We start from the raw sequence: 25,271 nt of genomic DNA, 5'->3' as shown, positions 1-25,271 counted from the left end.
GCGGAGGAATGGATATTAATGTTGATAATATAAAAATGGGGATAAAAGAGATCCTTATGGATTTACTGAAATGTTCAAATGATTTTCTTGATGCAGAGAAAAGCTTTTTGGAAATAGGCATTAATTCAATTCAGTCTGTAGAGTTAGTAGAGTCAATTAATCAAAAATTAGGTCTAAAATTAGGGATTGACGCAGTGTTTGATTATACGAATATAAACGAGTTAGCAGGATACATTTTTGACCAATTTCGGATAGGTCACTGCGACAAGCGAATCAGCATGGTTGGAGATACGGAAGAAGGCTTTAGGGAAAATAACTTAAACTGTATGGAGAATGCTGAATGCCTGCTGGAAGACTTTCCGACGATGGACAAGTTGAGGGTTATTGAACCGGAACAATATCAAGTTTCTCATGACCCAAAAGCGGTTCCTGAAAAAAAAGAAAGTAGTATTTCTGTAGGTGAGCGTGGTTCTGATATAGCGATAATTGGAATTTCCGGCAGGTTTGCTGGAGCGGAAAATGTTGAAGAATTTTGGAATCATTTGCAAGCTGGAGATAATTGCATAGAGGAGATTAATCGCAAAGGCTGGGATGAAAGCAAATATTATAGCCCTGACCCCGGACAAGTGGATCGAGCCGTTAGTAAATGGGGGGGATTACTAAACAATATAGAAGAATTTGATGCTTTATTTTTTAATATTTCACCGCTTGAAGCAGAACGGATGGATCCCCAGCAACGGTTATTTTTACAAGAAGCATATAGGGTGTTTGAAGATGCAGGATATTCTGCTGAAGAATTGTCGGGGAGAAAAGTGGGGGTCTTTGTTGGAGGGCGAACCTCGGATTACAAAGAAAAAACATTATTAACACAGGAGCGTAATTCGCAAACTTTTTTAGGAAATGATATGTCAATTTTAGCTGCGCGGATTTCCTATTTCTTAAATTTAAAAGGACCTAATATAGCAATAGATACTGCATGTTCTTCTTCGTTGGTGGCCATTCATCTGGCTTGTGAAAGTATTCATAGCGGGCGGTCGGAAATGGCTTTAGCGGGTGGAGTGTTTGTTTTAAGTTCTCCGGAATTTTATGTAATGGCATCAAAAACAGAAATGTTGTCACCTGATGGACAATGTAAAACCTTTGACAATCGTGCAAACGGCATTGCATTAGGCGAAGGTGTTGGGGTTTTGCTAATGAAAAAACTGGAACAAGCTGTTGCGGATGGAGATTACATTTACGGAGTGATAAAAGGTTCCTCAATCAACCAGGATGGAAGGACAAAGGGGATTACTGCGCCAAGTATGCTTTCCCAAAAAGCTTTACTATATGATGCATATAAAAATGCAGCAATACATCCTGAAACAGTAAGTTTTATAGAAACACATGGAACAGGCACTAAATTGGGCGATCCAATTGAAGTGAAAGCATTGACGGAAGCCTTTCAAATGTTTACAAATAAAAGTCAATTTTGTGCCATTGGGTCTCATAAGCCAAATTTCGGACATGCAATCATATCAGCTGGAATCGCTGGTGTCCTCAAAGTTCTGATGGCAATGAAATATAGGAAACTTCCTCCACAAATTAATATAACAGAAGTAAACGAGCATATCGATCTAAATAAAAGTCCGTTTTTTATAAACCGGGAGCTTAGGGAATGGAAAAGCAGGGATGGAGGTCCTTTGCGGGCGGGAGTTAGTGCATTTGGTTTTAGTGGAACGAATTGTCACGCGATTATTGAGGAAGCGCCAATAAGAAAACGTACATCCGGTAATGCGAAGCCTTGTTATTTATTTCCATTATCAGCAAAAACAAAAGATGCGTTAGAACGTAAAATTGCAGATATGATTCACTGGTTTGAAGAAAAAGTACAAAATGAGCGGGCTGACGAAATTTCTTATACGCTATTGGCTGGGCGCAGTCATTTCTCAGCTAGGTGTATATTTATTGCGGAAGATCTCTATGAATTGCAACAACAACTCATAGCAGTTGCTAAAAGCGGCTTAGCAGAATTTAGTTTTCGAGAGGAAGTAAAAGGGCTAAAAGATTATGGAGAGCAGCTGATGGCAGAACTGCGGGAAGATAGGAGCATAAATGCAGAGACATATAAAGAAAAATTATCGGTTCTGTCAGAATTGTACATTAGCGGATATACTCTAAATTGGGCTAACTTGTTTGATAGGAGTCGACGTGTTCCATTGCCGACATATCCCTTTGCCCGGGAACATTATTGGATACCTGACGTTACCTCTACCGATCATAGTAGGGTAGAAGGTGCAGGAGCCTTTATGCCCATTCATCCGCTGGTGCAGAGAAATACTTCCGATTTATCCGAACAACGGTTTAGTTCAACCTTTACAGGACAAGAATTTTTTTTGAAGGACCATGTAGTGAAAGGAAAAAAAGTTTTACCTGGAGCCGCCTATATTGAAATGGCCCGGGCAGCAGTGGAAGAGGCTGCCGGAGGAGGAAACGAAGAAAAGACAAGGGTACGGCTTACCAATATGGTGTGGATGCGCCCTATCCTCGTAGATACACAAGCAGCCAAGATACATATTGGACTTTATCCCGAACCCACTGGGGAAATTACCTATGAAATTTATGACGAAGCTGAAGTGTATAGTAAAGGGAATGCTGTACTGATTTCTGGTACGGAAGCTCCAGACTTAGATATTGAAGCATGGAAAACCCGATGCAACCGGAGCCTATTTTCATCCGGCCAATGTTATGAGACCTTTAAGGAAATGGGAATGGAATACGGTCCGGGCCATAGGGGAATTGATACCGTCTATCTTGGAGAAAACCAAGTATTAGCGAAGTTATCTTTGCCTTCCACTGTTTCTCATACAAGAGATCAATATATCGTACACCCTAGTTTGTTGGATTCCGCCCTGCAGGCGTCAAGTTATCTATTGATGGAACAGGGAGAAGGCACTAAAACAATGCTGCCGTTTGCATTGCAAGAGGTGGAAGTCATAGACCACTGCACTCCTGCTATGTGGGCGCTGATTCGATACCATACTGGCAGTGCGAACAAAGATAAAATAAAAAAAATAGATATAGACTTATGCAATGAAACAGGGAAAATATGTATAAAAATAAAGGGGTTTTCGACAAGGGTATTAGAAGAAAAGGCAGGCGCATTTGAAACTGCGGCAAAGAAAAGTGTTCTGCTATTTCATCCATGTTGGAAGGAGAAAGCTTCTACACCATCAATCCCCCCTCTATATGAACAACGTTTGGTAATATTGTGTGAGCCGGATCAAAAGATTCAGGAAAGCATTGAAGGAAGCCAGCCTGAAATTCAGCATCTTGTTTTGCAATGCCAAGTGAAGGGGATAGAAGAACGTTTCCAGGCATATGCGATTCAAATTTTTGAGCAGATTCAAATTATGATGAAAAATAAACGGAAAGAGAATATTCTAATTCAGATTGTAGTTGTTAAGAAAAATGAAGGACAGCTTTTCTCTGGTCTTTCCGGACTTCTAAAAACGGCGCAGCTTGAGAATCCAAAACTGAGGGGACAAATTATCGAAGTAGACCGGGAAGAAGAGACTGGCGAAGTCGTGAAAAAAGTAGAGAAAAATAGCTATTCTCTGGATTTTCAGATTCGGTATCAAAATGGGAAACGGTATGTTATGGAGTGGAAGGAAATAGAAGATTCGCAAGAAAAGTCGTCAATTCCCTGGAAGGATCAAGGAGTGTATTTAATTACTGGGGGTATTGGAGGACTTGGACGTATTTTTACGCGGGAAATTATAAGTAAAGCAAAAGATACGACCATAATTTTGACAGGACGGTCACCACTCAATGAAGAAAAACGAGGAACACTAAAAGAGTTGGAAGCAAAGGGAGGCAAAATTGAATATAAGCAGGTCGATGTTACGGATAAGAAAGGGATAGCCCATCTAATTCAAAGTATTACAAAGGAGTATGGAAATCTTCACGGTATTATTCATGGGGCTGGAATCATTCAAGATAATTTTATCTTCAAAAAAAGCAAGGAAGAAATGCAAAAAGTTATTTCGCCAAAAGTTTCCGGACTTGTAAATCTGGATGAAGCGAGCAAGGGGTTACCTCTTGACTTCTTTATTTTCTTTTCTTCGATCGCAGGAAGCTTAGGTAATGCAGGGCAGAGTGATTATTCGGTGGCAAATGCCTTCATGGACAGCTATGCGAACTATCGTAATGAGTTAGTTGGGCTAAAAGAGCGATATGGCAGAACACTGTCGGTTAATTGGCCGCTGTGGAAGGAAGGGGGAATGCATGTTGATGAAGAGGTCGCGAAAAGAATGTTGCAAAAAATGGGGATGCTTCCTCTTGAGACGGCTGCTGGTATCCAGGCTTTGTATCGTGGCTTATCTTCTGGTGTAGAACAAGTGATGGTGCTGGAAGGAGAGCGTCAGCACCTGCATTTTGAAAACATAGGACAGCCAGTAAAAGTTTCTATAGAGGGTTCAAATTTTCTTGAAAAAAGTGAAGAAATCGCGGGAATAAGCTCTAATGTGTTAAGAGAAAAAACCATAAGATATATTAAAATGATACTTTCCTCTGTCCTTAAGCTGTCAATGTATCAAATGGAAGAGAATACACCGTTTGAAAAATATGGGATTGATTCAATCTTAGTATTACAATTAACGGATCGTTTAGAAAAAGATTTTGGTTCATTACCAAAGACTTTATTTTTTGAATATCAAACGATCCAGGAATTGAGTGAATATTTTCTGGAAACATACTACAGTCAACTAGTCAAAATAATAGGCTACGGAGAAAATACGGCAACTTCTAAGGATTTGGAAGAAGTGGAACCGATATTTGAATCAAAACCAGGAGAAATTCGGCAAAGACATTCACGCTTTATATCTGTTCATAGTAACTCACAGAAAGAAAAATCGATAGGAACATTAGATATAGCTGTTATCGGGGTAGCGGGCCGTTATCCCGGAGCAAAAAACCTTCATGATTTCTGGGAGATTTTACGTAATGGTAAGGATTGTATTACTGAAATTCCTGGAGATAGATGGGATCATAGCTTGTATTATACTAACGACAAAACTAAGTCTGGAAAAACATACAGTAAATGGGGTGGATTTTTAGAAGGAGTAGATCAATTTGATCCCTTATTTTTCAATATTTCTCCGCGTGAAGCAGAATTTATAGATCCTCAAGAACGTTTGTTTTTAGAATGTGTTTTCGAAACGTTAGAGGATGCCGGTTATACACGAAATACTCTTACTACAGACTTTGGCGGTAATGTGGGCGTTTATGCAGGGGTGATGTATGAGGAGTATCCGCTTTACGGAGCGCAAGAAACTATCCAGGGAAGACCAGTTGCTTTATGGGGAAGTCCGTCATCCATAGCAAACCGCGTGTCTTATTTTTGCAATTTTAATGGACCCAGTATGGCTGTTGATACTATGTGTTCTTCTTCGTTGACTGCGATTCATTTGGCTTGCCAAAGTCTGCAGCGGGGCGAGTGCAAACTTGCAATTGCAGGCGGGGTTAATGTATCCATACATCCGAATAAATATTTGTTTCTGGCGCAAGGCAACTTTATATCAAGCAAAGGCCGGTGTGAAAGTTTTGGAGAAGGAGGCGACGGCTATGTTCCTGGGGAAGGAGTAGGCACCGTATTGCTTAAACCTTTAGCAAAGGCGATTGCAGATGGAGATCAAATTTATGGAGTAATTAAGGCAACAGCAATTAATCATGGAGGAAAAACTAACGGATATACAGTTCCTAATCCTCATGCGCAAGCGGGTGTAATTGGAAAAGCGATTGAGGATGCGGGAATCAGCCCAAGGGCAATTAGCTATCTAGAAGCACATGGTACGGGAACTTTCTTGGGAGATCCAATTGAAATTGCGGGGCTGACTACAGTTTTCCGGAAAAATACTAAAGATAAACAATTTTGTGCTATTGGCTCAGTAAAATCCAACATCGGTCATTGTGAGAGTGCTGCGGGTATTTCAGGGATAACGAAGGTTTTACTGCAACTAAAATATCACCAACTGGTGCCTTCCCTACACTCTAAGCGACTAAATTCCAACATTGATTTCAAAAATACACCCTTTGTTGTGCAGCAAACACTTGAGGATTGGAAGCGTCCGATAGTTGAAATCAATGGAGAAAAAATTGAATATCCAAGAATTGCGGGTGTTTCGTCTTTTGGCGCGGGTGGATCAAACGCCCATGTTGTAATAGAAGAATATGCTGCTAAAGAATTGGTGCCGCGACATACAACTTCCTATTCGTTTCCTATGATTATTGTATTGTCGGCAAAAAATGAAGAGAGACTGAAAGAACAAGTGCAGCAATTATTGAATGCCATTGAGAAAGAGCCATTTTCTGACGATAATTTAGCCGATATAGCTTATACACTCCAAGTCGGGCGGGAAGCGATGGAAGAACGCTTGGCTGTAATTGCCGGATCAATTCATGAATTGGAAAGAAAACTAAAAGATTTTTTAAAAGGGCGAGCTGATATTGCAGAGCTATATCGAGGTCAGGGAAAACGTAATAAAGAAGTGGTATCTATTTTTGCGACTGATGAAGATACGGCAGTAATGCTTGATACGTGGATTAAAAAGGAAAAATACGATAAGGTTCTTGAACTTTGGGTTAAAGGCGTGTCTTTAGATTGGAATCGTTTCTATAGGGATTTCAAGCCGCACCGGATCAGTTTACCGACATATCCCTTTGCCAGGAGTCGTTATTGGATACCTGACGTTACCTCTACCGATCATAGTAGGGTAGAAGGTGCAGGAGCCTTTATACCCATTCATCCGCTGGTGCAGAGAAATACTTCCGATTTATCCGAACAACGGTTTAGTTCAACCTTTACAGGACAAGAATTTTTTTTGAAGGACCATGTAGTGAAAGGAAAAAAAGTTTTACCTGGAGCCGCCTATATTGAAATGGCCCGGGCAGCAGTGGAAGAGGCTGCCGGAGGAGGAAACGAAGAAAAGACAAGGGTACGGCTTACCAATATGGTGTGGATGCGCCCTATCCTCGTAGATACACAAGCAGCCAAGATACATATTGGACTTTATCCCGAACCCACTGGGGAAATTACCTATGAAATTTATGACGAAGCTGAAGTGTATAGTAAAGGGAATGCTGTACTGATTTCTGGTACGGAAGCTCCAGACTTAGATATTGAAGCATGGAAAACCCGATGCAACCGGAGCCTATTTTCATCCGGCCAATGTTATGAGACCTTTAAGGAAATGGGAATGGAATACGGTCCGGGCCATAGGGGAATTGATACCGTCTATCTTGGAGAAAACCAAGTATTAGCGAAGTTATCTTTGCCTTCCACTGTTTCTCATACAAGAGATCAATATATCGTACACCCTAGTTTGTTGGATTCCGCCCTGCAGGCGTCAAGTTATCTATTGATGGAACAGGGAGAAGGCACTAAAACAATGCTGCCGTTTGCATTGCAAGAGGTGGAAGTCATAGACCACTGCACTCCTGCTATGTGGGCGCTGATTCGATACCATACTGGCAGTGCGAACAAAGATAAAATAAAAAAAATAGATATAGACTTATGCAATGAAACAGGGAAAATATGTATAAAAATAAAGGGGTTTTCGACAAGGGTATTAGAAGAAAAGGCAGGCGCATTTGAAACTGCGGCAAAGAAAAGTGTTCTGCTATTTCATCCATGTTGGAAGGAGAAAGCTTCTACACCATCAATCCCCCCTCTATATGAACAACGTTTGGTAATATTGTGTGAGCCGGATCAAAAGATTCAGGAAAGCATTGAAGGAAGCCAGCCTGAAATTCAGCATCTTGTTTTGCAATGCCAAGTGAAGGGGATAGAAGAACGTTTCCAGGCATATGCGATTCAAATTTTTGAGCAGATTCAAATTATGATGAAAAATAAACGGAAAGAGAATATTCTAATTCAGATTGTAGTTGTTAAGAAAAATGAAGGACAGCTTTTCTCTGGTCTTTCCGGACTTCTAAAAACGGCGCAGCTTGAGAATCCAAAACTGAGGGGACAAATTATCGAAGTAGACCGGGAAGAAGAGACTGGCGAAGTCGTGAAAAAAGTAGAGAAAAATAGCTATTCTCTGGATTTTCAGATTCGGTATCAAAATGGGAAACGGTATGTTATGGAGTGGAAGGAAATAGAAGATCCGCAAGAAAATTCGTCAATTCCCTGGAAGGATCAAGGAGTGTATTTAATTACTGGGGGTATTGGAGGACTTGGACGTATTTTTACGCGGGAAATTATAAGTAAAGCAAAAGATACGACCATAATTTTGACAGGACGGTCACCACTCAATGAAGAAAAACGAGGAACACTAAAAGAGTTGGAAGCAAAGGGAGGCAAAATTGAATATAAGCAGGTCGATGTTACGGATAAGAAAGGGATAGCCCATCTAATTCAAAGTATTACAAAGGAGTATGGAAATCTTCACGGTATTATTCATGGGGCTGGAATCATTCAAGATAATTTTATCTTCAAAAAAAGCAAGGAAGAAATGCAAAAAGTTATTTCGCCAAAAGTTTCCGGACTTGTAAATCTGGATGAAGCGAGCAAGGGGTTACCTCTTGACTTCTTTATTTTCTTTTCTTCGATCGCAGGAAGCTTAGGTAATGCAGGGCAGAGTGATTATTCGGTGGCAAATGCCTTCATGGACAGCTATGCGAACTATCGTAATGAGTTAGTTGGGCTAAAAGAGCGATATGGCAGAACACTGTCGGTTAATTGGCCGCTGTGGAAGGAAGGGGGAATGCATGTTGATGAAGAGGTCGCGAAAAGAATGTTGCAAAAAATGGGGATACTTCCTCTTGAGACGGCTGCTGGTATTCAGGCTTTGTATCGCGGCTTAGCTTCTGGTGCAGAACAAGTGATGGTGCTGGAAGGAGAATGTCAGCACCTTAGAGAATTTTTCACCGGATTTTCTCCTACAAAGGAAGCAACGCCTTCTGTAACACAAGAATATAAAATAGGTTTCACTATCGAAGAAGATTTATTTCAAGAAAAGATTAGCGATTATTTTAGAAAAATAATTGCTTCTACAATCAAAGTACCAATGAAAGAAATTGACGCAGAGGATCCAATGGATGAATATGGGATAGATTCAATTATAGCCATGCAAATAACCAGTAACTTAGAAGAAATATTTGGTTCGCTGCCGAAAACCTTGTTTTTTGAGTATCAGAACATCAAAGAATTAACAGCTTATTTTTTTGAATTCCATAGCAAGCAATTGTTGGATTTGCTGGGCATTAGAGAAGAAGAGACAACTGTACTGAGAGAGTTTGAACCTATAATAGAGTCTGTAAAATCCCATGAGGGCAGTAATTGCAGTCGCCCACGTTTTATAGCCAGCAGAGAAGAATCCAGGGGAAAAGAAGAGAAGAACAACGGAGATATTGCCATCATTGGTGTTTCAGGACGTTATCCGGGAGCAAAGAATATCGGAGAACTTTGGACAAATTTACAAGCTGGGAGAGATTGTATCACTGAGGTTCCTAAAGAAAGGTGGGATTATCATACCTATTATGATGAGGATAAGAATAAGTCAGGGAAAACGTACTGTAAATGGGGAGGTTTTTTAGAAAATTCCGACCGATTTGATTCGCTGTTTTTTGCCATTTCACCGGAAGAAGCAAAATTTATGAATCCTCAAGATCGTCTTTTTATGGAAATCGTTTGGAACTTATTTGAGAGTGCAGGATATACACGGGAGTCTTTAAAACATCAGTACCAGACCCGGGTTGGAGTTTATGTCGGCTCGATGTATCAGGATTATGATAGCAAATCAAGTAGCATAAACGAGTTGTCAACCTTTATGTGTTCTTCTATTGCAAATCGAATTTCTCAGTATTTTAATCTCCAGGGACCTAGTGTGGTTATTGATTCTATGAGTTCTTCTTCTGCTATTGCGATTCATATGGCTTGTGAAAGTCTAATCAGGGGAGAATGCCGGCTTGCAATAGCTGGGGGTGTGAATCTTTTGTACCTCCAAAAATATTTGAGGTTAAGTAAAATCAAAATGATTGGTAGTCATATTCATAGCAGAAGTTTTGGGGATGGAGACGGATATCTGCCGGCGGAAGGGGTTGGTGCTGTACTATTAAAATCGCTTACTCAGGCAATAAAAGATGGGGATCGTATTCTAGCTGTTATTAAATCGTCAGTAACTAATCATGGAGGACATACTAATGGAGCGGCTACTCCTAATATTAATGCTCAAATACAGTTGATTGAGGATAATTTTAAAAAAACTGGTATGGATCCCCGGACAATTAGTTATGTTGAAGCGGCTGCAAATGGATTTCCTGTTGGAGATCTTATCGAGATTTCGGCATTGGATAAAGCATTTCATAAATTTACAAATGATCAACAATTTTGTGCAATTGGGTCTATAAAAGCTAATATTGGTCATGCAGAAGCTGCTTCAGGAGTGTCTCAATTGACTAAAGTAATTTTGCAATTACAACATCAGCAATTGGTTCCTGCAATTGGAACAGAAACTTTAAATCCTAATATACATTTTGAAAAAACGCCATTTTATATACAACGAAAGCTTACAGAGTGGAAGCGGCCTATGGTATGGATTGATGGAGAAGAACGGGAAGTTCCAAGGAGAGCCACAGTGAGTTCATTTGGAGCTGGAGGTTCGAATGTACACTTGATTGTGGAAGAATATATTCCTTCTCAAAACGAAACAATACATGTCCGCTCTCAAATTTCACCGCAGGTCGTAGTTCTTTCAGCTAAAAACCAAGAAAGATTACTAGTGGCTTGCCAACAAATGCTTGCGTTTATAGAATGTAGGGAAGAGCTTTTCTTACAGGACATTGCATATACTCTTCAAGTGGGACGGGAAGCAATGGAGTCTAGAGTAGCTATGGTCGTAAATAATCGAGAAGAGCTGATTCAAGGTTTAAAAGAATACTTAAAACATCCTAAAGAAAGAGCCTGTGTACCAATTTTCGCAGGAAATCTAGAAGAAGAACACGAAATGAAAAATCTCTTTTCAGGGAATACCGGAGAAAAATTTTCTCAAGTGCTTTTAGCTGAAAAAAATCTTAAAAAAATTGCCATGTATTGGAGCCAAGGAGGCAAGATTCCATGGGATTCATTTCATGAACAAAATGAAGTTCGTAAAATCTTTTTGCCATCCTATCCTTTTGAAGAATGCCACGTTGTGTCAATCTAAAAATGCGGGTAGACTTTTGCTAACGTTGCATCCATTTTTTCACAATATCATTCGATGCTAAATGCAACATTTTGCGTAGGGAATCTACAAAAAGATTGAGTCCTACTTTCATTGAAAGTAGGACTCAATCTTTTTATAGAAAGGGATAGGTTATGGACCATGTTTTACCTATTATGTTTGCACAGTACAGCTTTAATGGCAGCATAGTCAATTTCTTCTGGCAAGGCGTCTTTTAGGATTTTTAATCTTTCTGCGCCCAATTGTGCTATTTTACTAAGAATTAACTTTTCATATTGAGGCGGGATCAGAGCATCCCAGTTTACAGGATGTCCCTCTTGGTAGCAGCGTACCAAGTGATCTTGTATCGTAAGGGATTTTAGTTTGCGCATTTGGCTGATTTCTTCCAGAGAATGTCCTTTTTGGTATAGCTCAAGGCTGATAACATGGCTGGGACTTTCCTGGACTTTTACAGCCGCTTCTTTACTTTCTATAGAAAGGTTAGAGGATTGAATATTATTTGCCAATGCATATTGCTGTAAGACTTCGAGGAACTCGTCACCATAACGTTTTCGTTTGCTTTCTCCCACCCCTTTTATGGTCAATAGAGCATCATAGCTAGTTGGGCAATATTCGCTCATTTCCTTTAAGGTGCTGTCGGCAAATACAAGATAGGGTGGTATTTGTTCTCTGTCAGCAATGGTTTTACGTAAGCTTCGCAGCAAACTAAAGAGAGAATTGTCTGCTGTTATTTTCTGGGTACGTTTCGGTACTTTCTGCCATACTTTTGTTTGATTTTTTAATACGGCGACTCCTTTAGGTGCCAGTTTCACTACCGGATATTCACTGTCCGTTAACATTAGATAATCGGTAGCAATTAACCGATTAATGGCATCTCGTATTTCTGGTAAGGTATAGTTTTTTAACAAGCCGTAGGTGGATAGGCTGTCAAAACCCAGCTGTAGGACCTTTTTATCCTTAGATCCCTTTAATACGCTGGCAATTAAAGTCGTGCCATAACGTTCTTTAACTCGCATGACGCAGGAAAAAATCTTTTGGGCGTCTAATGTAATATCCGTAAGTTCATTGTCATCCTTACAATTGCTGCAATTGGCGCATTCTGTTATATCACTTGTCTCACCAAAATAATTTAAGATGAATTTTCGCAGGCATTCTGGGGTATGACAATAATCTACCATCGTTTGCAGTTTGCTAAGTTCATTGGTTTTCCGATCGGTATCAAATGTTGTTTGCTCGATCAGATATCGTTGTAATAAAGGATCTTGGGCGCCAAACAGCAGCATGCATTCGCTTGGTTCTCCGTCTCGTCCCGCACGCCCTGCTTCTTGGTAATAGGCTTCCATGTTTTTGGGCATATTGTAATGAATCACATAGCGCACATTGGATTTATCAATCCCCATACCAAAGGCATTAGTAGCGACCATGATACTGATATTGTCATAGATGAATTGTTCTTGGTAGTGCTGGCGTTCCTTATCAGGCAGTCCAGCATGATATTTGCCTACAGAGTAACCTTTTTTGTATAATAGGCTATAAAGATTATCTACTTCTTTACGGGTAGCCGCATAAATAATTCCGGATTGTTCTTTGTTGGCGGTAATATATTTAAGGGTAAAGTCTTGCTTGTTTTCACCGCGAATAACGGTAAAGGACAGGTTTTCACGATCAAAACCAGTCATATACACATCAGGATTTTTTAAGGCTAATAAGGTAATAATGTCTTGTGTTACATCTGTAGTAGCGGTTGCAGTAAAGGCACCAATAATGGGACGGTTGGGCAGTGAGGCAATAAAAGATCCAACGGCCCGATAGCTTGGACGAAAATCATGTCCCCATTGTGAGACACAGTGGGCCTCATCAATGGCTAATAAAGAGATGGTAAGGACCTTGATGGCAGCTTGAAAACTATCCGATTCTAAGCGCTCTGGAGCGATATAGATGATTTTGTAGCGACCGCATTTTGCATTGTAAATACGTTCATTGACCTGGGAGAGGGTGAGGGAGCTATTAATAAAGGTAGCAGGAATTCCCACCCCGTTTAATGCGTCAACCTGGTCTTTCATTAAAGAAATCAAGGGTGAGACAACAAGGGTAACACCTGGCAGTAAGAGGGCGGGGATTTGAAAACACAGGGATTTACCAGCGCCTGTGGGCATGATGGCTAAGGTATCTTTATTGCCTAATAGGCTGGTGATGATTTTCTCCTGACCAGGACGAAAGGTTGTATAACCATAGTGTTGCTTTAAAATTTTTAGGGCGGCTTTTAACATGTAATTATCTCCTGAAAATTATTTTTGTTATAGTTCCTGCTTCTTTGTGACATTGAAGAGGAGCCGATACTTTTATCCTTTAATGCTTAGTTCGTCTTTTGGTAGGAGGATTCCTGTCGATATAACAGATGCTTTTTATGCCAATACCATTATATTTTTTCGGCTAATCATGTATAATGGAGAATAAAGTTGTGTTTGAGGAGGGTTTACTATTAAGTTTCAACAGCTTACGCTAGAAGATAAGCCGCTATTTGATCGATTCTTTAGTGAGCGGCGATATGAAAATGCCCATTATAATTTTACGAATCTGTTTATGTGGCGTAAAGCCTATAAAATACAGTGGACGGTTGAAGGTAATTATCTATGTGTGAAAGCTTGCTGGGAAGGGGTAAAATTCTTTTTACCACCCTTTGGTCCAAAGGAAGGTCTATCAGAGATATTGGATACTATGATACAGCATGCAAAAGAAAATGATTTTACTTTTTCGCTGCAAGGCGTAGAAGCTTTTATGATCGAGTGGCTGGAAGAGGCAAAGCCAGGTTACTTTACATCCAAAGCTGTGCGGGATAATTTCGATTATGTGTATTTAGCGAAAGATTTAATTGAGCTAAAGGGGCGTAAATTTCATACTAAGAAAAATCATGTAAATAGTTTTAGAAAAAAATACAGCAATTATGAATATGTACCTATGACTGAGGAAATCACGAAGGACTGTATTGAGTTTATGCAGGAGTGGTGTGATGATCGAGGCTGTGTAAAAGGTGATGATCTGGATTGTGAAAGAAATGCAATTGTGGAAGCGATGAATAACTTTACGGTTCTTGGTTTTCAAGGAGGAGCTATTTTTATTGATGGTAAAATGGTAGCCTTTAGTTATGGCGAAATGGGCAATGACGATACCGCAGTAATTCATGTGGAAAAAGGTCGCATGGGAATCAATGGTGTATATAGTATTATCAATCAGGAGTTCTGTGCTCGTACTTTCTCACAGGCGATGTATATTAACCGAGAGGAAGATATGGGGATTGAAGGCTTACGAAAAGCAAAAGAATCTTATCATCCTATTAAAATGATAGAAAAATATAACGTAAGACTAAAATTATAGTAAGTACGCCTACGATTTAGGTCGAGGGCGATTTCCATCTGAATCGTAGCCGTACTTACTATATAAATAGTATAAAATCCCTGGTGCTTATGGTCAAAAGAGATCATAAGCACCAGGGACTTTTTGCATAGTTAGGTTCTTTTTCAGGGTATGATAGTAAAAAGGAATTGAAAGTAGTCATAAAAAGTTATGACTAAAAAAGCAGGAAGATTACAACTATTTGTACAAATAGGTAGCAAATAGGAATAAGGAGATGATTCTATGAAAAAAGTACAATTAGCATATGGTAAAGGCAGTATTAGTATTGAAGTTCCAGATAAGGCAGTAATAGTAGAACCCCCGCATATAGAGAGTTTGGCAGATGAGAAGGGAGCTGTTGTTCAGGCTCTGCGTCATCCTACTGGAACTCCTCCTTTAAAGGAAATGGTAAAAGCTTCGGATACGGTTGCCATTGTAATTTCTGATATCACAAGACCAACTCCTAATCACAAATTAGTTCCATGGCTGATTGAGGAGCTGTCTCATGTTCCTAAAGAAAATTTTGTGGTTATCAATGGATTAGGGAGCCATCGCCATAATACGAGAGAAGAATTAATTAGTATGCTAGGGCAGGAAGTCGTTGATACGATTCGCGTCATCAATCATGAAGCCTTTGATGATAAGGAATTAGTACACGTTGGTCGGAATAGTTATGGATCCGAAGTGTATTTAAATAAAACCTATGTAGAAGCTGATTTTAAAATTGTTACAGGATTTATTGAGCCTCACTTTTTTGCTGGCTTTTCTGGCGGTCCAAAGGGCATAAATCCAGGAATTGTTGGTATTAAAACGATTCAGGACTTTCATAATGCTGAAATGATCGGTAATCCAAAGAGTACTTGGGGCGTAATTGAGGGCAATGGTGTGCAAGATGCAGCTACTCAAAATTGTTTAATGGCAAAGCCGCAGTTTATGTTGAATGTGACATTAAATGGAGATAAAGAAATAACCAATGTGTTTGCAGGAGATGTTATTCAAGCTCATCGAGTAGGCTGCGAATTTGTAAAACATCATGCGATGGTTGCGGTAGATCATTCTTTTGATATTGTCATTACGACAAATGCAGGATATCCTTTGGATCAGAATCTGTATCAAACAGTAAAAGGGATGAGTGCTGGTGCTCAAATTGTAAAAGAGGGTGGCAGTATTATCAGTGTTGCGGAATGTTCAGATGGGCTGCCAAGCCATGGTAATTTTGGCCCCATTTTGAAAATGCGCAATACTCCCCAAGCACTGCTGGATATGATTAATGAACCATCTTTTTCTATGTTTGATCAGTGGGAAGCCCAAGCACTGGCAATGATACAGGTTAAAGCAGATTGTTATTTATACTCAACCTTAGATAAAGAGACTGTAGCAGACTGCATGCTGCAATCTGTCGAAAATATAGAACAAACATTGGCAACGTTGATTGACAAGTACGGGCCTGATGCAAGTATTGCTGTATTGCCTCTAGGGCCACTCGTTGTTCCTTACGTTGCCAAGTAAAAGTGCGAGTCTCCATTTTTGTGGAGGCTCGTTTTTTTATAAGTAAAGAAATTTTTAGTCTTCGTGTTCTTTATACTCTTCGTGTCTTCGCGTTTATGTTTTATTTTCTTGCGCGCGCGTAATTCTGTCATTATCAAGAAAAGCCCCCCTAAAAAAGGCATAAAAAATGCGTGGGGGAAAAAATAATTTAACCGCAGAGACGCAGAGAACACAGAGAAAAGACAGATAGGGTTAAAAATTCCCCTCAGCGTCCTCTGCGTCTCTGCGGTTAAATCGTTCTATTTGCTCTGTTTGCCATTATCAAGAAAAGCCCAAATAGCGTGTCTTTTCTGATACTCCTGTGATTTATTTCATAGCCGTTGCGAGCATAGCGAAGCAATCCCCTGCTTGCGAAGAGATTGCTTCGCTACACTCGCAATGACAAAAAATAAGTCGGAAATGGACTCCCCTTCGTGCCTCTGCGGTTCATTTATTTTAAGTATAGTGTGATAAATATTACTCCATACTATTATTGAGGTGGAGTTGATGGAAAATAAGCATAAATCTATGATTTTGATGTTTCTGATTGGAATTCTGATAATGACAGGAGCTTGTTCTTTCTTGCAGTCCCCTGCTCCCAAACCAGATCCTGAGGTAGTGGAAACCCCCAGTCCACAAGTACCAGTGCCAGAAACGGTTCAGCCTATCCCAGGGGTAGAAACGTTAGACGTTAATAAATATAAAAATGAACCAACAATTACGGTGTGGATTGCAGATAAAGGCTATGTAGACAGAATGTTATTAGAAAAGTATCTAGAAGGCGTTGTCGCGAGGGAAATGCATAACGATTGGCCGATTGAAGCCTTAGCTGCTCAGGCGATTACATCACGCACACTAACCCTTCATGCGATGGAAGCGGGTACGATTATGCGGTTGCATCATGCTGACGTGAGTACGGCTAAAGAAGAGCTGCAAGCTTACGCACCTGAGTTAGTAAATGACAATGTTAGAGAAGCGGTACGCCGTACCAGAGGTGAAGTATTGACATATGCAGGAGGCTTGATCAATGCCATCTACAGCTCTTGTAATGGACAAATTGCCGCCACCAAGGAAGAGAGCTTTCCAGAAGAGATACCTACTCCAACGCCATACTTTCAGCCAATAACAGATCATTGTTTTCAATATGCACCCGAGAAAGAGCAGTCCTGGACGGTTAAAATACCAGGATCAGAAGTTGCTGCTGCTGTCGGTTATTCTGGCAATCCGAAAAATATTCGAATCTTGGAAAAAGGCCCTTCGGGCCGTATTCTATATATTGGTGCAGGAAATAAAAAAGTATATGGTTCTGATTTTAGAAAGAAAGTCGGCTATGACCGTTTAAGATCTACATTAATTACAGAGATGAATTATGATGGAGAAAGTTTTACTTTTAAAGGAATGGGATGGGGCAATGGTGTAGGTTTGTGCCAGTGGGGGGCTTATACCTTTGCTCAAGAGGGGCAAAAAGCTGAAGATATTGTGAAAACCTATTATGTAGGGACAGAGGTGACAAAGCTCTGGCAGTAAGAGCACAGAGTAATCTTTTGGCACGGTTTTGCATATACTAGTAGTGGAGAGGCAGTCATTTTGACGCCTCATCCATATAGGCGCCGCGGTTTCTCTTTTACAAAGATGAGACTGCGGCGCTACGGTTTAAAAAAACATTACCGAACCACAGAGGCGCAGAGGACACAGAGGGGGAGAGTAGACATTCCTCTGTGGATCTCTGCGTCCTCCGTGTTTAGCGTTCTCCTTTATGATGGTTATCTGACTTTTTAGATCCTTAGTGAAGGTCTGCGTTATGGAATAAAAGTGTTGGTTTTATTGTCATATTCTAGCAGGATTTACTGTATTGCCATTGAACTTATATATAGCAGAAGAATCGGATATTAAAAAAGGTTGAGAGCAAATGGAGTCCGACAGCAAAAGGGAGATGGCGAATATGGCAGAGTATGTAATTACGACAGAAATGGCAGGCTCATTGGCACGGTTTATTTATCAAAATACTGGTTATCATATTATTGTCTGTAACCAAGATGCTATGATTGTAGGAGACTCAGATGGCGGTAAGCGTTTGAACACAAAGCATCTTGGTTCACAAAACATTCTTAGTGGTCACTTGGATGAATATGTAGTAACAACAGCTGATGTGGCAAAAAACCCAACCCTAAAAGAAGGGCAGAATTATCCGATTGAGGTAGATGGGCAAAGAGTGGGTACTTTTGCTATTGCAGGTCAATTGGATTATGTTCGTCCCATTGCTAAGGTCGTGGTGGCCTTGTTAAGTACACGATTAAAACAGGCAAAGCAAATCGAAATTGTTCAGCAAGTAGCTCATGCGGTTTCACAAAATGTGAGTCAGGCAGTTGCCGCTATAGAGGGGATTTCTGCTTCTTCTCAAGAATTAGCTGCAAATACGGAAAGTGTTGTAAATGTATCTCATGATTCTGTTAGACGGGTAAAAGATACGGGGAAAATTCTTGACATGAGTCGTAAAATTGCCACTCAAACCAAGTTGTTGAGTCTGAATGCTTCCATTGAAGCAGCCAGAGCTGGAAATTATGGCAGAGGTTTTGCGGTAGTTGCACAAGAAATGCAGAATTTGGCGCAAAATAGTGCAGATGCAACAGAAAATATTAATAAGATATTGCAGGAAATACAAGAATCGATACAAAAAGTAATCGATGGCATCAATCAGTCTGCGCTAATCTCCAATAAGCAAGCTGGGACGATGCAAGATATTATTCAAGTGATTCAAGATGTTCAAACCTCATCAGCTGATTTGGTAGCAGCATTTAACAATAAAAATCAGTAATTGAAAATTAAGATCAAAAATAAAATGAAATAAATATATATTTTTGGGAATTTTTCGTATATTATATAATGAATGATTCGTTAAACGCGCCGCTTGTCTGCTATGCACAGGCATGAGGCGTTGTGTTTTTTTATGTACATTTTTTTCTTCCTTTTCTTGCAATATTTGCTGAGTACGCTATAATATATTTCAGGCTGACAGAGGAGATAATATGATAGATATTGTTATTACAATCATTGGTACTCAAAAAGATGAAAAAGGTGAAGAATCTCGTATTGAATGTACTACCAAAGGCCGTTATTATGAAAGAAATAACATTCGATATATTGTATATAAGGATAGTGAGATTTCTGGTATAGAGGGCGTTACTACGATGTTGAAAGTGTATGATAGACATGTGGTATTAGTACGAACGGGCAGCGTAGATCATAAACAAGAATTTCTTCTGGGCGAAAAAAGCTATAGCATGTACCATACACCTTATGGTACTATGCAAATGAGTATCCTGACAAACAGCCTAAATATGGCTTTAACCAGTACAATTGGAACCATCACGATTGAGTATGAATTAGAAATAAACGGACAATGGCAAAGTGCCAATACCTTGTCGATCAGCATACAGGAGGAAAGCATAAGTGGACATTAAAGAGTTATTACATAAAGCAATTTATCAAGCAGCTCAGGCAGCCATTGTTGATGGTGTATTTGCCAGTCATGAGTTGCCACAAGTAATCCTGGAAGTACCACCTAAAAAAGAGTTTGGAGATTTTGCTACTAATTTTTCGATGCAGGCAGCCAGAGCTGCAAAAACCAATCCAAGAGTGATTGCCGAAGCGATTGTTGCTCGGATGAAAGAAACATGGTTGGAAAAAGCTGTGATTGCAGGACCGGGATTTATTAATTTTTATTTGAAATCTGACTGGTTATATACCATGTTAAACGATATATTATCCCAAGGTGAAAATTATGGTAATAGCAAAGTTGGCCAAAAAGAGCGTGTACAGGTAGAATATGTTAGCGCCAACCCTACTGGACCTCTTCACGTAGGTCATGGTCGTGGTGCTGCAGTAGGAAGTGCTTTGGTAAATTTATTAAAAGCAGCAGGATATGATGTGGCTAGTGAATATTATATCAATGATGCGGGTAATCAAATTGATAACCTGGCAGCATCTGTTCATGCCCGTTACCTCGAACTTCTCGGCCTGAAGGTAGAGTTTCCTGGAGATGGTTATCATGGACAAGATATTATCGATACGGCTCAGCGTATCATTGATAAGGCTGGAGAAAGTTACCTTTCCATGCCTGTTCAAGAGAGATTAGCAGTCTTTAAAGAAATCGCCCTGCAGGAAAAACTGGCTGCATTAAAAGCGGATCTTGCCGCTTTTAATGTGCAATTTGATGTTTGGTTTAGCGAGTGTACATTGCATCAAGACGGTGCATTGCAGGAGACCTGTCAGGTGCTCAAAAACAATGGTTCTATCTATGAACAAGAAGGAGCTCTTTGGTTAAAATCCACAGCCTATGGAGATGATAAGGACCGGGTAGTGATTCGTGACAATGGAATTCCTACTTATTTAGCTGCCGATATTGCCTATCATAGAAACAAGCTGGAAAGAGGGTTTGATCAATTAATTAATATTTGGGGTGCTGATCATCATGGTTATATTTGCCGCGTGAAAGCAGCCATTGGTTCATTAGGATATTCTCCCGAACAACTGGAAGTTTTGATTGTACAAATGGTAAGCTTATATAGAAGCGGCCAATTGGTAAAAATGTCAAAACGTACAGGGCAAAGTGTGACGTTGTCGGAGTTGATTGAAGAAGTTGGTACAGATGCTGCAAGATTTTTCTTCATTATGCGGTCTCTTGATAGTCAATTAGATTTTGATCTTGATTTAGCAAAGTCAAAATCCAATGAGAATCCCGTGTATTATATACAATATGCTTATGCGCGCATCGCCAGTATTTTTCGCCAAGCTGCAGAAGATGGGATTATACTCGAGGGGGTTGATGCTGCGAAATTAAGTCTGCTTACCAGCGAGTGTGAGGTGGATTTAATTAAGAAGTTGGGTGAATATCAAGAAGAAATCGCAGATGCTGCGAAAGAAAGGGCGCCTCATCGTATTGCCCGCTATGCTCATGATTTGGCAGGGCAGTTTCACACCTTTTATAACCAATGCCGCATTAAAGGGGTTGAACAGGATTTGCAATTGGCGCGTATGGGGCTGGCAAAAGCTGTGCAAACAACCATTAGGCATGCATTAGGCATTTTGGGGATTAGTGTACCAGAAAAAATGTAGAGATTTTTTTGAAAAAGTCTTACTAAAAAAAGGAATTTTCCTAAATATGGTGAATCATTACCAGCAAAAATGATTTCACCTCAAGCTGGTGTGTAAAAAGTAAGAGAAATTAAACGCTGCGTGCGGAAGGAATAAAATAATATGACAGATATGATGAAACAGGTTTCAGAAGTAGAATTAGCTTATAAAATTTTGCAAAAAACAGGACACTCCATGTATTTTAGAGAGTTAATTACAGAGGTATTAGAACTGAAAGGCCGCAGAATTCACTCTTTAGCTCATGCCATGTCGGAAGTGCATACACAAATCAATATGGATAGTCGATTTGTCCATATGGGAAAAGGCATGTGGGGTCTCGTTGAGTGGTCGCCGCAACAGCTGAGCGCTCATTCTGCCAGTGATGATACTGATAGCGCACCAAGTTCTTTTTCTTCCCGCCGTGAAAAACTCTTTGAGGAAATTCAACAAGAATATGTTGCGTCCGCGGCAGAGCCTGGTGAACGAGAATAAGTACTTGACACTGCCCTTTAGTAAAGTATAAAATGATTGGCGTACTTGAACTAAATTAGCGTACTAAATGACATATACTGTTAAAGGCATTTTTAGGAGGAAATAGGACTATGACAAAATATATATTTGTTACCGGGGGGGTTGTATCTTCACTTGGTAAAGGTATTACTGCTGCTTCTTTGGGGCGGTTGCTAAAGAATCGCGGGCTAAAGGTAACGATCCAGAAGTTTGATCCATACATTAATATTGATCCAGGAACCATGAGCCCTTATCAGCATGGTGAAGTATTTGTTACCGATGATGGAGCGGAAACTGATCTGGATTTGGGACATTATGAGCGTTTTATTGATATTAATTTGAGTAAAAGCTCCAATGTAACAGCAGGAAAAATATATTTGTCTGTTATTAATAAAGAACGTAAAGGTGATTATTTGGGGAGTACGGTGCAGGTTATTCCTCATATTACCAATGAGATAAAAGAACGTGTTTATCGTGTTGGCAAAGAAGATAATGCGGACGTAGTCATCACTGAGATTGGCGGTACTGTCGGCGATATTGAAAGCCTTCCCTTTTTAGAAGCGATCCGCCAGGTAAAAAAAGAAGTAGGGCGCAATGATGTACTGTATCTTCATGTCACCTTATTGCCTTATATTGCTGCTGCAGGAGAGCTTAAAACCAAGCCGACACAGCATAGCGTAAAAGAACTGAGAAGTATTGGTATTACGCCTGATATTATTGTTTGTCGTACGGAATATGATATTTCATCTGATATGCGAGATAAATTGGCTCTTTTCTGTGATATTGATTCCGATGCTGTAATACAAAATAAAACGGCAGCCAGCATCTATGAAGTGCCTTTGATGATGCAAGAGGAAGGCCTTGATCGTATTGTCTTAGAAAAGCTTAAAATTGATGCTGGTGATGCCGATATGGCCGATTGGCGTGAAATGGTTCATAAAATCATTAATCCTTCAAAATCAGTAAAAATTGCAATTGTCGGTAAGTATGTGGCTTTGCCTGATGCATATCTGAGTGTGGCAGAAGCCTTAAGACATGCAGGGATTGCCAATGACACTGCCATTCAAATTCATTGGATCAATGCAGAAGAAATCGAGGATGCATCTGTGGATCTTAAAAAGTGTTTTGCAGATGTTGACGGTATTTTGGTACCAGGCGGTTTCGGTGATCGGGGTGTAGAAGGCAAGATTAAAGCCATTCAGTATGCTCGGGAAAACAAAGTACCATTTTTCGGTTTATGCTTAGGTATGCAATGTGCTGTTGTTGAGTTTGCCCGTCATGTATGCAACTTGGCAGATGCTCATAGTACAGAGTTTAATCCTGAGACGCAGTATCCGGTAATTGATCTCATGTCCGAGCAAGTGGCCGTAGAAGAAAAAGGCGGCACTATGCGTTTAGGGATTTATCCATGTAAGGTGTCGGAAGATACCTTAACCTGTCAGGCTTATCAGGATGAAATCATTTATGAACGTCATCGTCATCGTTGGGAATTTAATAATGCCTACCGTGAGCAGCTCACTCAAGCTGGTCTTGTGATCGGTGGTACTTTGCCAAATGGTCGATTAATAGAAATTATAGAAGTTAAGGATCATCCATGGTTTGTTGGTACTCAATTTCATCCAGAACTTAAATCACGTCCGACCAACCCACATCCATTATTCAGAGAATTTATTAAGGCTGCTCTGAACGGCAAGTAGTAAAAAAAGCAACTGTTGGACTTATTTCCGGCAGTTGCTTTTTTGTAAGCAAAGGATACGTTTTAATGCCGCTGATGCGGCACACAAAGGAATGCACAAAAAAATATAAATAACCCCTTTGTGTCCTTTGCGTCTTTGTGGTTCGATTCGTTTTATATGTTTTAAAGGACGTGAAGCGTTTTTCGCATAGGTAACTTTGTCGATGGTTTTGCAAAATAAGGAGGTTTGTCTATGTATAAAAAGTCAGTTATCATTGTGATTGGAATTGTGATCGTACTTTCATTAATTGGGTTGGCTTTTCATGGCTTGGCTGCTAAGAATAAGGGAAAAGTCAGCCAGTCGGATAAGATTGGTATCATCTACGTGGATGGTGTTATTATCGGCGGCCGAGGCCAAAGCAGTGTGCTCATGGAGCAAGGCGGCACCGATCAAATTATTAAACAAATACACCAGGCTAGAGATGATGGATCGGTAAAGGCTGTGGTTTTACGAGTAAATAGTCCAGGAGGGAGTGCGGCAGCTTCTCAGGAAGTGGGAGAAGAATTGAAGAAGCTGCGGGCTCAAGGCAAGGTAGTAGTAACGTCCATGGGGGATGTTGCTGCTTCTGGCGGATATTGGCTGGCAGCATGTACGGATAAAATTTATGCAAACCCGACTACGATGACAGGCAGTATTGGTGTATATATGCCTTACGCCAACTGGGAAGAATTATACAAAAAAGTCGGTATCTATCAAGAGAAAATTAAAAGCGGACCCCACAAGGATATTTTGTCTCCTGAACGGCAAATGACGGATGCAGAACGAGAGATTATTCAAGTTATGGTAGATGATATCTATAATCAATTTGTAGACGTAGTAGCGCAAGGACGCAAGATGGATAAAGAACAGGTGAAGAAACTAGCTGACGGACGTATTTATACAGGTAATCAGGCCAAGCAGCTTGGACTGGTAGATGAATTAGGCAATATGTATGATGCGATTGATGGTGCGGGTCAATTAGCAGGTATTGAAGGGAAACCAACCATAAAAGAATTTGGCAAAACATCTCCTTGGAACATGGTGTTTGGTCCTAGTGAGAAAATAAGTACGCTGCTAGAACAATTTTTATTTCAAAAGGCTGGAAATCAATTGAATCTAGGTGTTCCTTTGGAAGCGACGCCAGAAAAATGGCAGGTGAAATAAATGGGGAATGTCTTCGACGCTTTGTATGATGTGCTATTCCAACCTAAAATAGCAATGCAGATGATTGCCGAGCAGAAAAATATATCACAGGCTGTGATCGTCTTTTTCCTTAGCCTGGTGATACCCTTATGGGCCTTGTATTTTGGTATGCAGGATGTTGGCATGTCTGCTATGGTTCCCTTTGTCATCGGGTTTAAAATTGTTAGCAGTATGCTCATGTGGTTTATGGGAGCTGCTGTGTGGCATTTGATTGCTGAATTTCTTGGTGGCAGAGGCACAGGATTAGGGTTATTTACTACACTGGGATTTGCCCAGTTTCCACAAGTATTTATCGTTCCATTGTGGGTAATTGCTGCATTATTGCCAGCCAGCTTGAAAAGCATAATGATGGCGGTTGCTGCTTTGATCATTTTTGGATGGTCATTTTTCTTGACGATAACAGCGATTAAAGAAGTGTATGAATTCTCTACAGCAAAGGCAATGATGGTCATGATCACTCCTGTATTAGCCATCCTAGTGGTATGTGCAATTGCTTTTACCTTTATCGGCAGTGCTGTGACACAAATGCCCATGTGGTTGTAAACGATAGATGTGGGAGCAGTAAAAGTTTAGTATTGATCGTTAATCT

Annotated in this window: 12 protein-coding genes; 11 read left to right on the top strand and 1 reads right to left on the bottom strand. The window is 40.1% G+C overall.

The window, feature by feature from the left end; all coding sequences use genetic code 11:
* Positions 1–8 precede the first annotated feature (8 nt).
* A complete protein-coding gene (locus tag JBW_RS20335; RefSeq protein ID WP_052697341.1) occupies positions 9–11,183 on the top strand; it encodes an SDR family NAD(P)-dependent oxidoreductase in 11,175 nt (3,724 codons plus the stop codon).
* 164 nt (positions 11,184–11,347) lie between these two features.
* Here JBW_RS20335 and recQ read toward each other — a convergent pair whose 3' ends face one another.
* Entirely contained in the window at positions 11,348–13,471 is a 2,124-nt protein-coding gene (recQ, locus tag JBW_RS20330) for a DNA helicase RecQ (RefSeq protein ID WP_007953949.1), read from the bottom strand.
* Positions 13,472–13,682: 211 nt separating this feature from the next.
* On the opposite strand from recQ, the gene JBW_RS20325 reads away from it, so the two are divergent.
* The 10 genes from JBW_RS20325 to JBW_RS20280 all read left to right on the top strand — a co-directional run bounded on the left by JBW_RS20325 (position 13,683) and on the right by JBW_RS20280 (position 25,225).
* Positions 13,683–14,576 (top strand): DUF2156 domain-containing protein, encoded by an 894-nt coding sequence (locus JBW_RS20325; RefSeq protein ID WP_071882504.1) that lies wholly within the window; start codon positions 13,683–13,685, stop codon positions 14,574–14,576.
* Positions 14,577–14,837: 261 nt separating this feature from the next.
* Positions 14,838–16,103: a nickel-dependent lactate racemase gene (gene larA / locus JBW_RS20320; RefSeq protein WP_007953952.1), complete on the top strand. Its 1,266-nt coding sequence runs from the start codon at positions 14,838–14,840 to the stop codon at positions 16,101–16,103.
* Between the two features lie 525 nt (positions 16,104–16,628).
* A complete protein-coding gene (locus JBW_RS20315; protein WP_007953954.1) occupies positions 16,629–17,648 on the top strand; it encodes a SpoIID/LytB domain-containing protein in 1,020 nt (339 codons plus the stop codon).
* Between the two features lie 415 nt (positions 17,649–18,063).
* Positions 18,064–18,936 (top strand): methyl-accepting chemotaxis protein, encoded by an 873-nt coding sequence (locus tag JBW_RS20310; RefSeq protein WP_007953956.1) that lies wholly within the window; start codon positions 18,064–18,066, stop codon positions 18,934–18,936.
* Positions 18,937–19,147: 211 nt separating this feature from the next.
* On the top strand, positions 19,148–19,582 hold the full coding sequence (locus JBW_RS20305) for a DUF1934 domain-containing protein (RefSeq protein WP_007953958.1): 435 nt from the start codon (positions 19,148–19,150) through the stop codon (positions 19,580–19,582).
* Positions 19,572–21,236, top strand: a complete 1,665-nt coding sequence (gene argS, locus JBW_RS20300; protein ID WP_007953960.1) for an arginine--tRNA ligase — start codon at positions 19,572–19,574, stop codon at positions 21,234–21,236. Before JBW_RS20305 ends, argS begins: the two co-directional genes overlap by 11 nt.
* 150 nt (positions 21,237–21,386) lie before the next feature.
* Positions 21,387–21,746, top strand: coding sequence for a DNA-directed RNA polymerase subunit delta (gene rpoE / locus JBW_RS20295; RefSeq protein ID WP_235334077.1), 360 nt, complete (start codon positions 21,387–21,389; stop codon positions 21,744–21,746).
* Positions 21,747–21,856: 110 nt separating this feature from the next.
* Positions 21,857–23,461 carry a CTP synthase gene (locus tag JBW_RS20290; protein WP_007953962.1) on the top strand — a complete coding sequence of 535 codons (1,605 nt, stop codon included), beginning with the start codon at positions 21,857–21,859 and terminating at the stop codon, positions 23,459–23,461.
* 231 nt (positions 23,462–23,692) lie between these two features.
* Entirely contained in the window at positions 23,693–24,643 is a 951-nt protein-coding gene (gene sppA / locus JBW_RS20285; protein WP_007953963.1) for a signal peptide peptidase SppA, read from the top strand.
* Positions 24,644–25,225, top strand: a complete 582-nt coding sequence (locus JBW_RS20280) for a Yip1 family protein (RefSeq protein ID WP_007953964.1) — start codon at positions 24,644–24,646, stop codon at positions 25,223–25,225.
* The last annotated feature ends 46 nt before the right edge of the window (positions 25,226–25,271 follow it).

The sequence above is a fragment of the Pelosinus fermentans JBW45 genome (genome assembly GCF_000271665.2).
GTDB classification, from domain to species: Bacteria; Bacillota; Negativicutes; order DSM-13327; family DSM-13327; genus Pelosinus; species Pelosinus baikalensis.
This window is presented reverse-complemented; position numbering and strand designations above follow the sequence as displayed.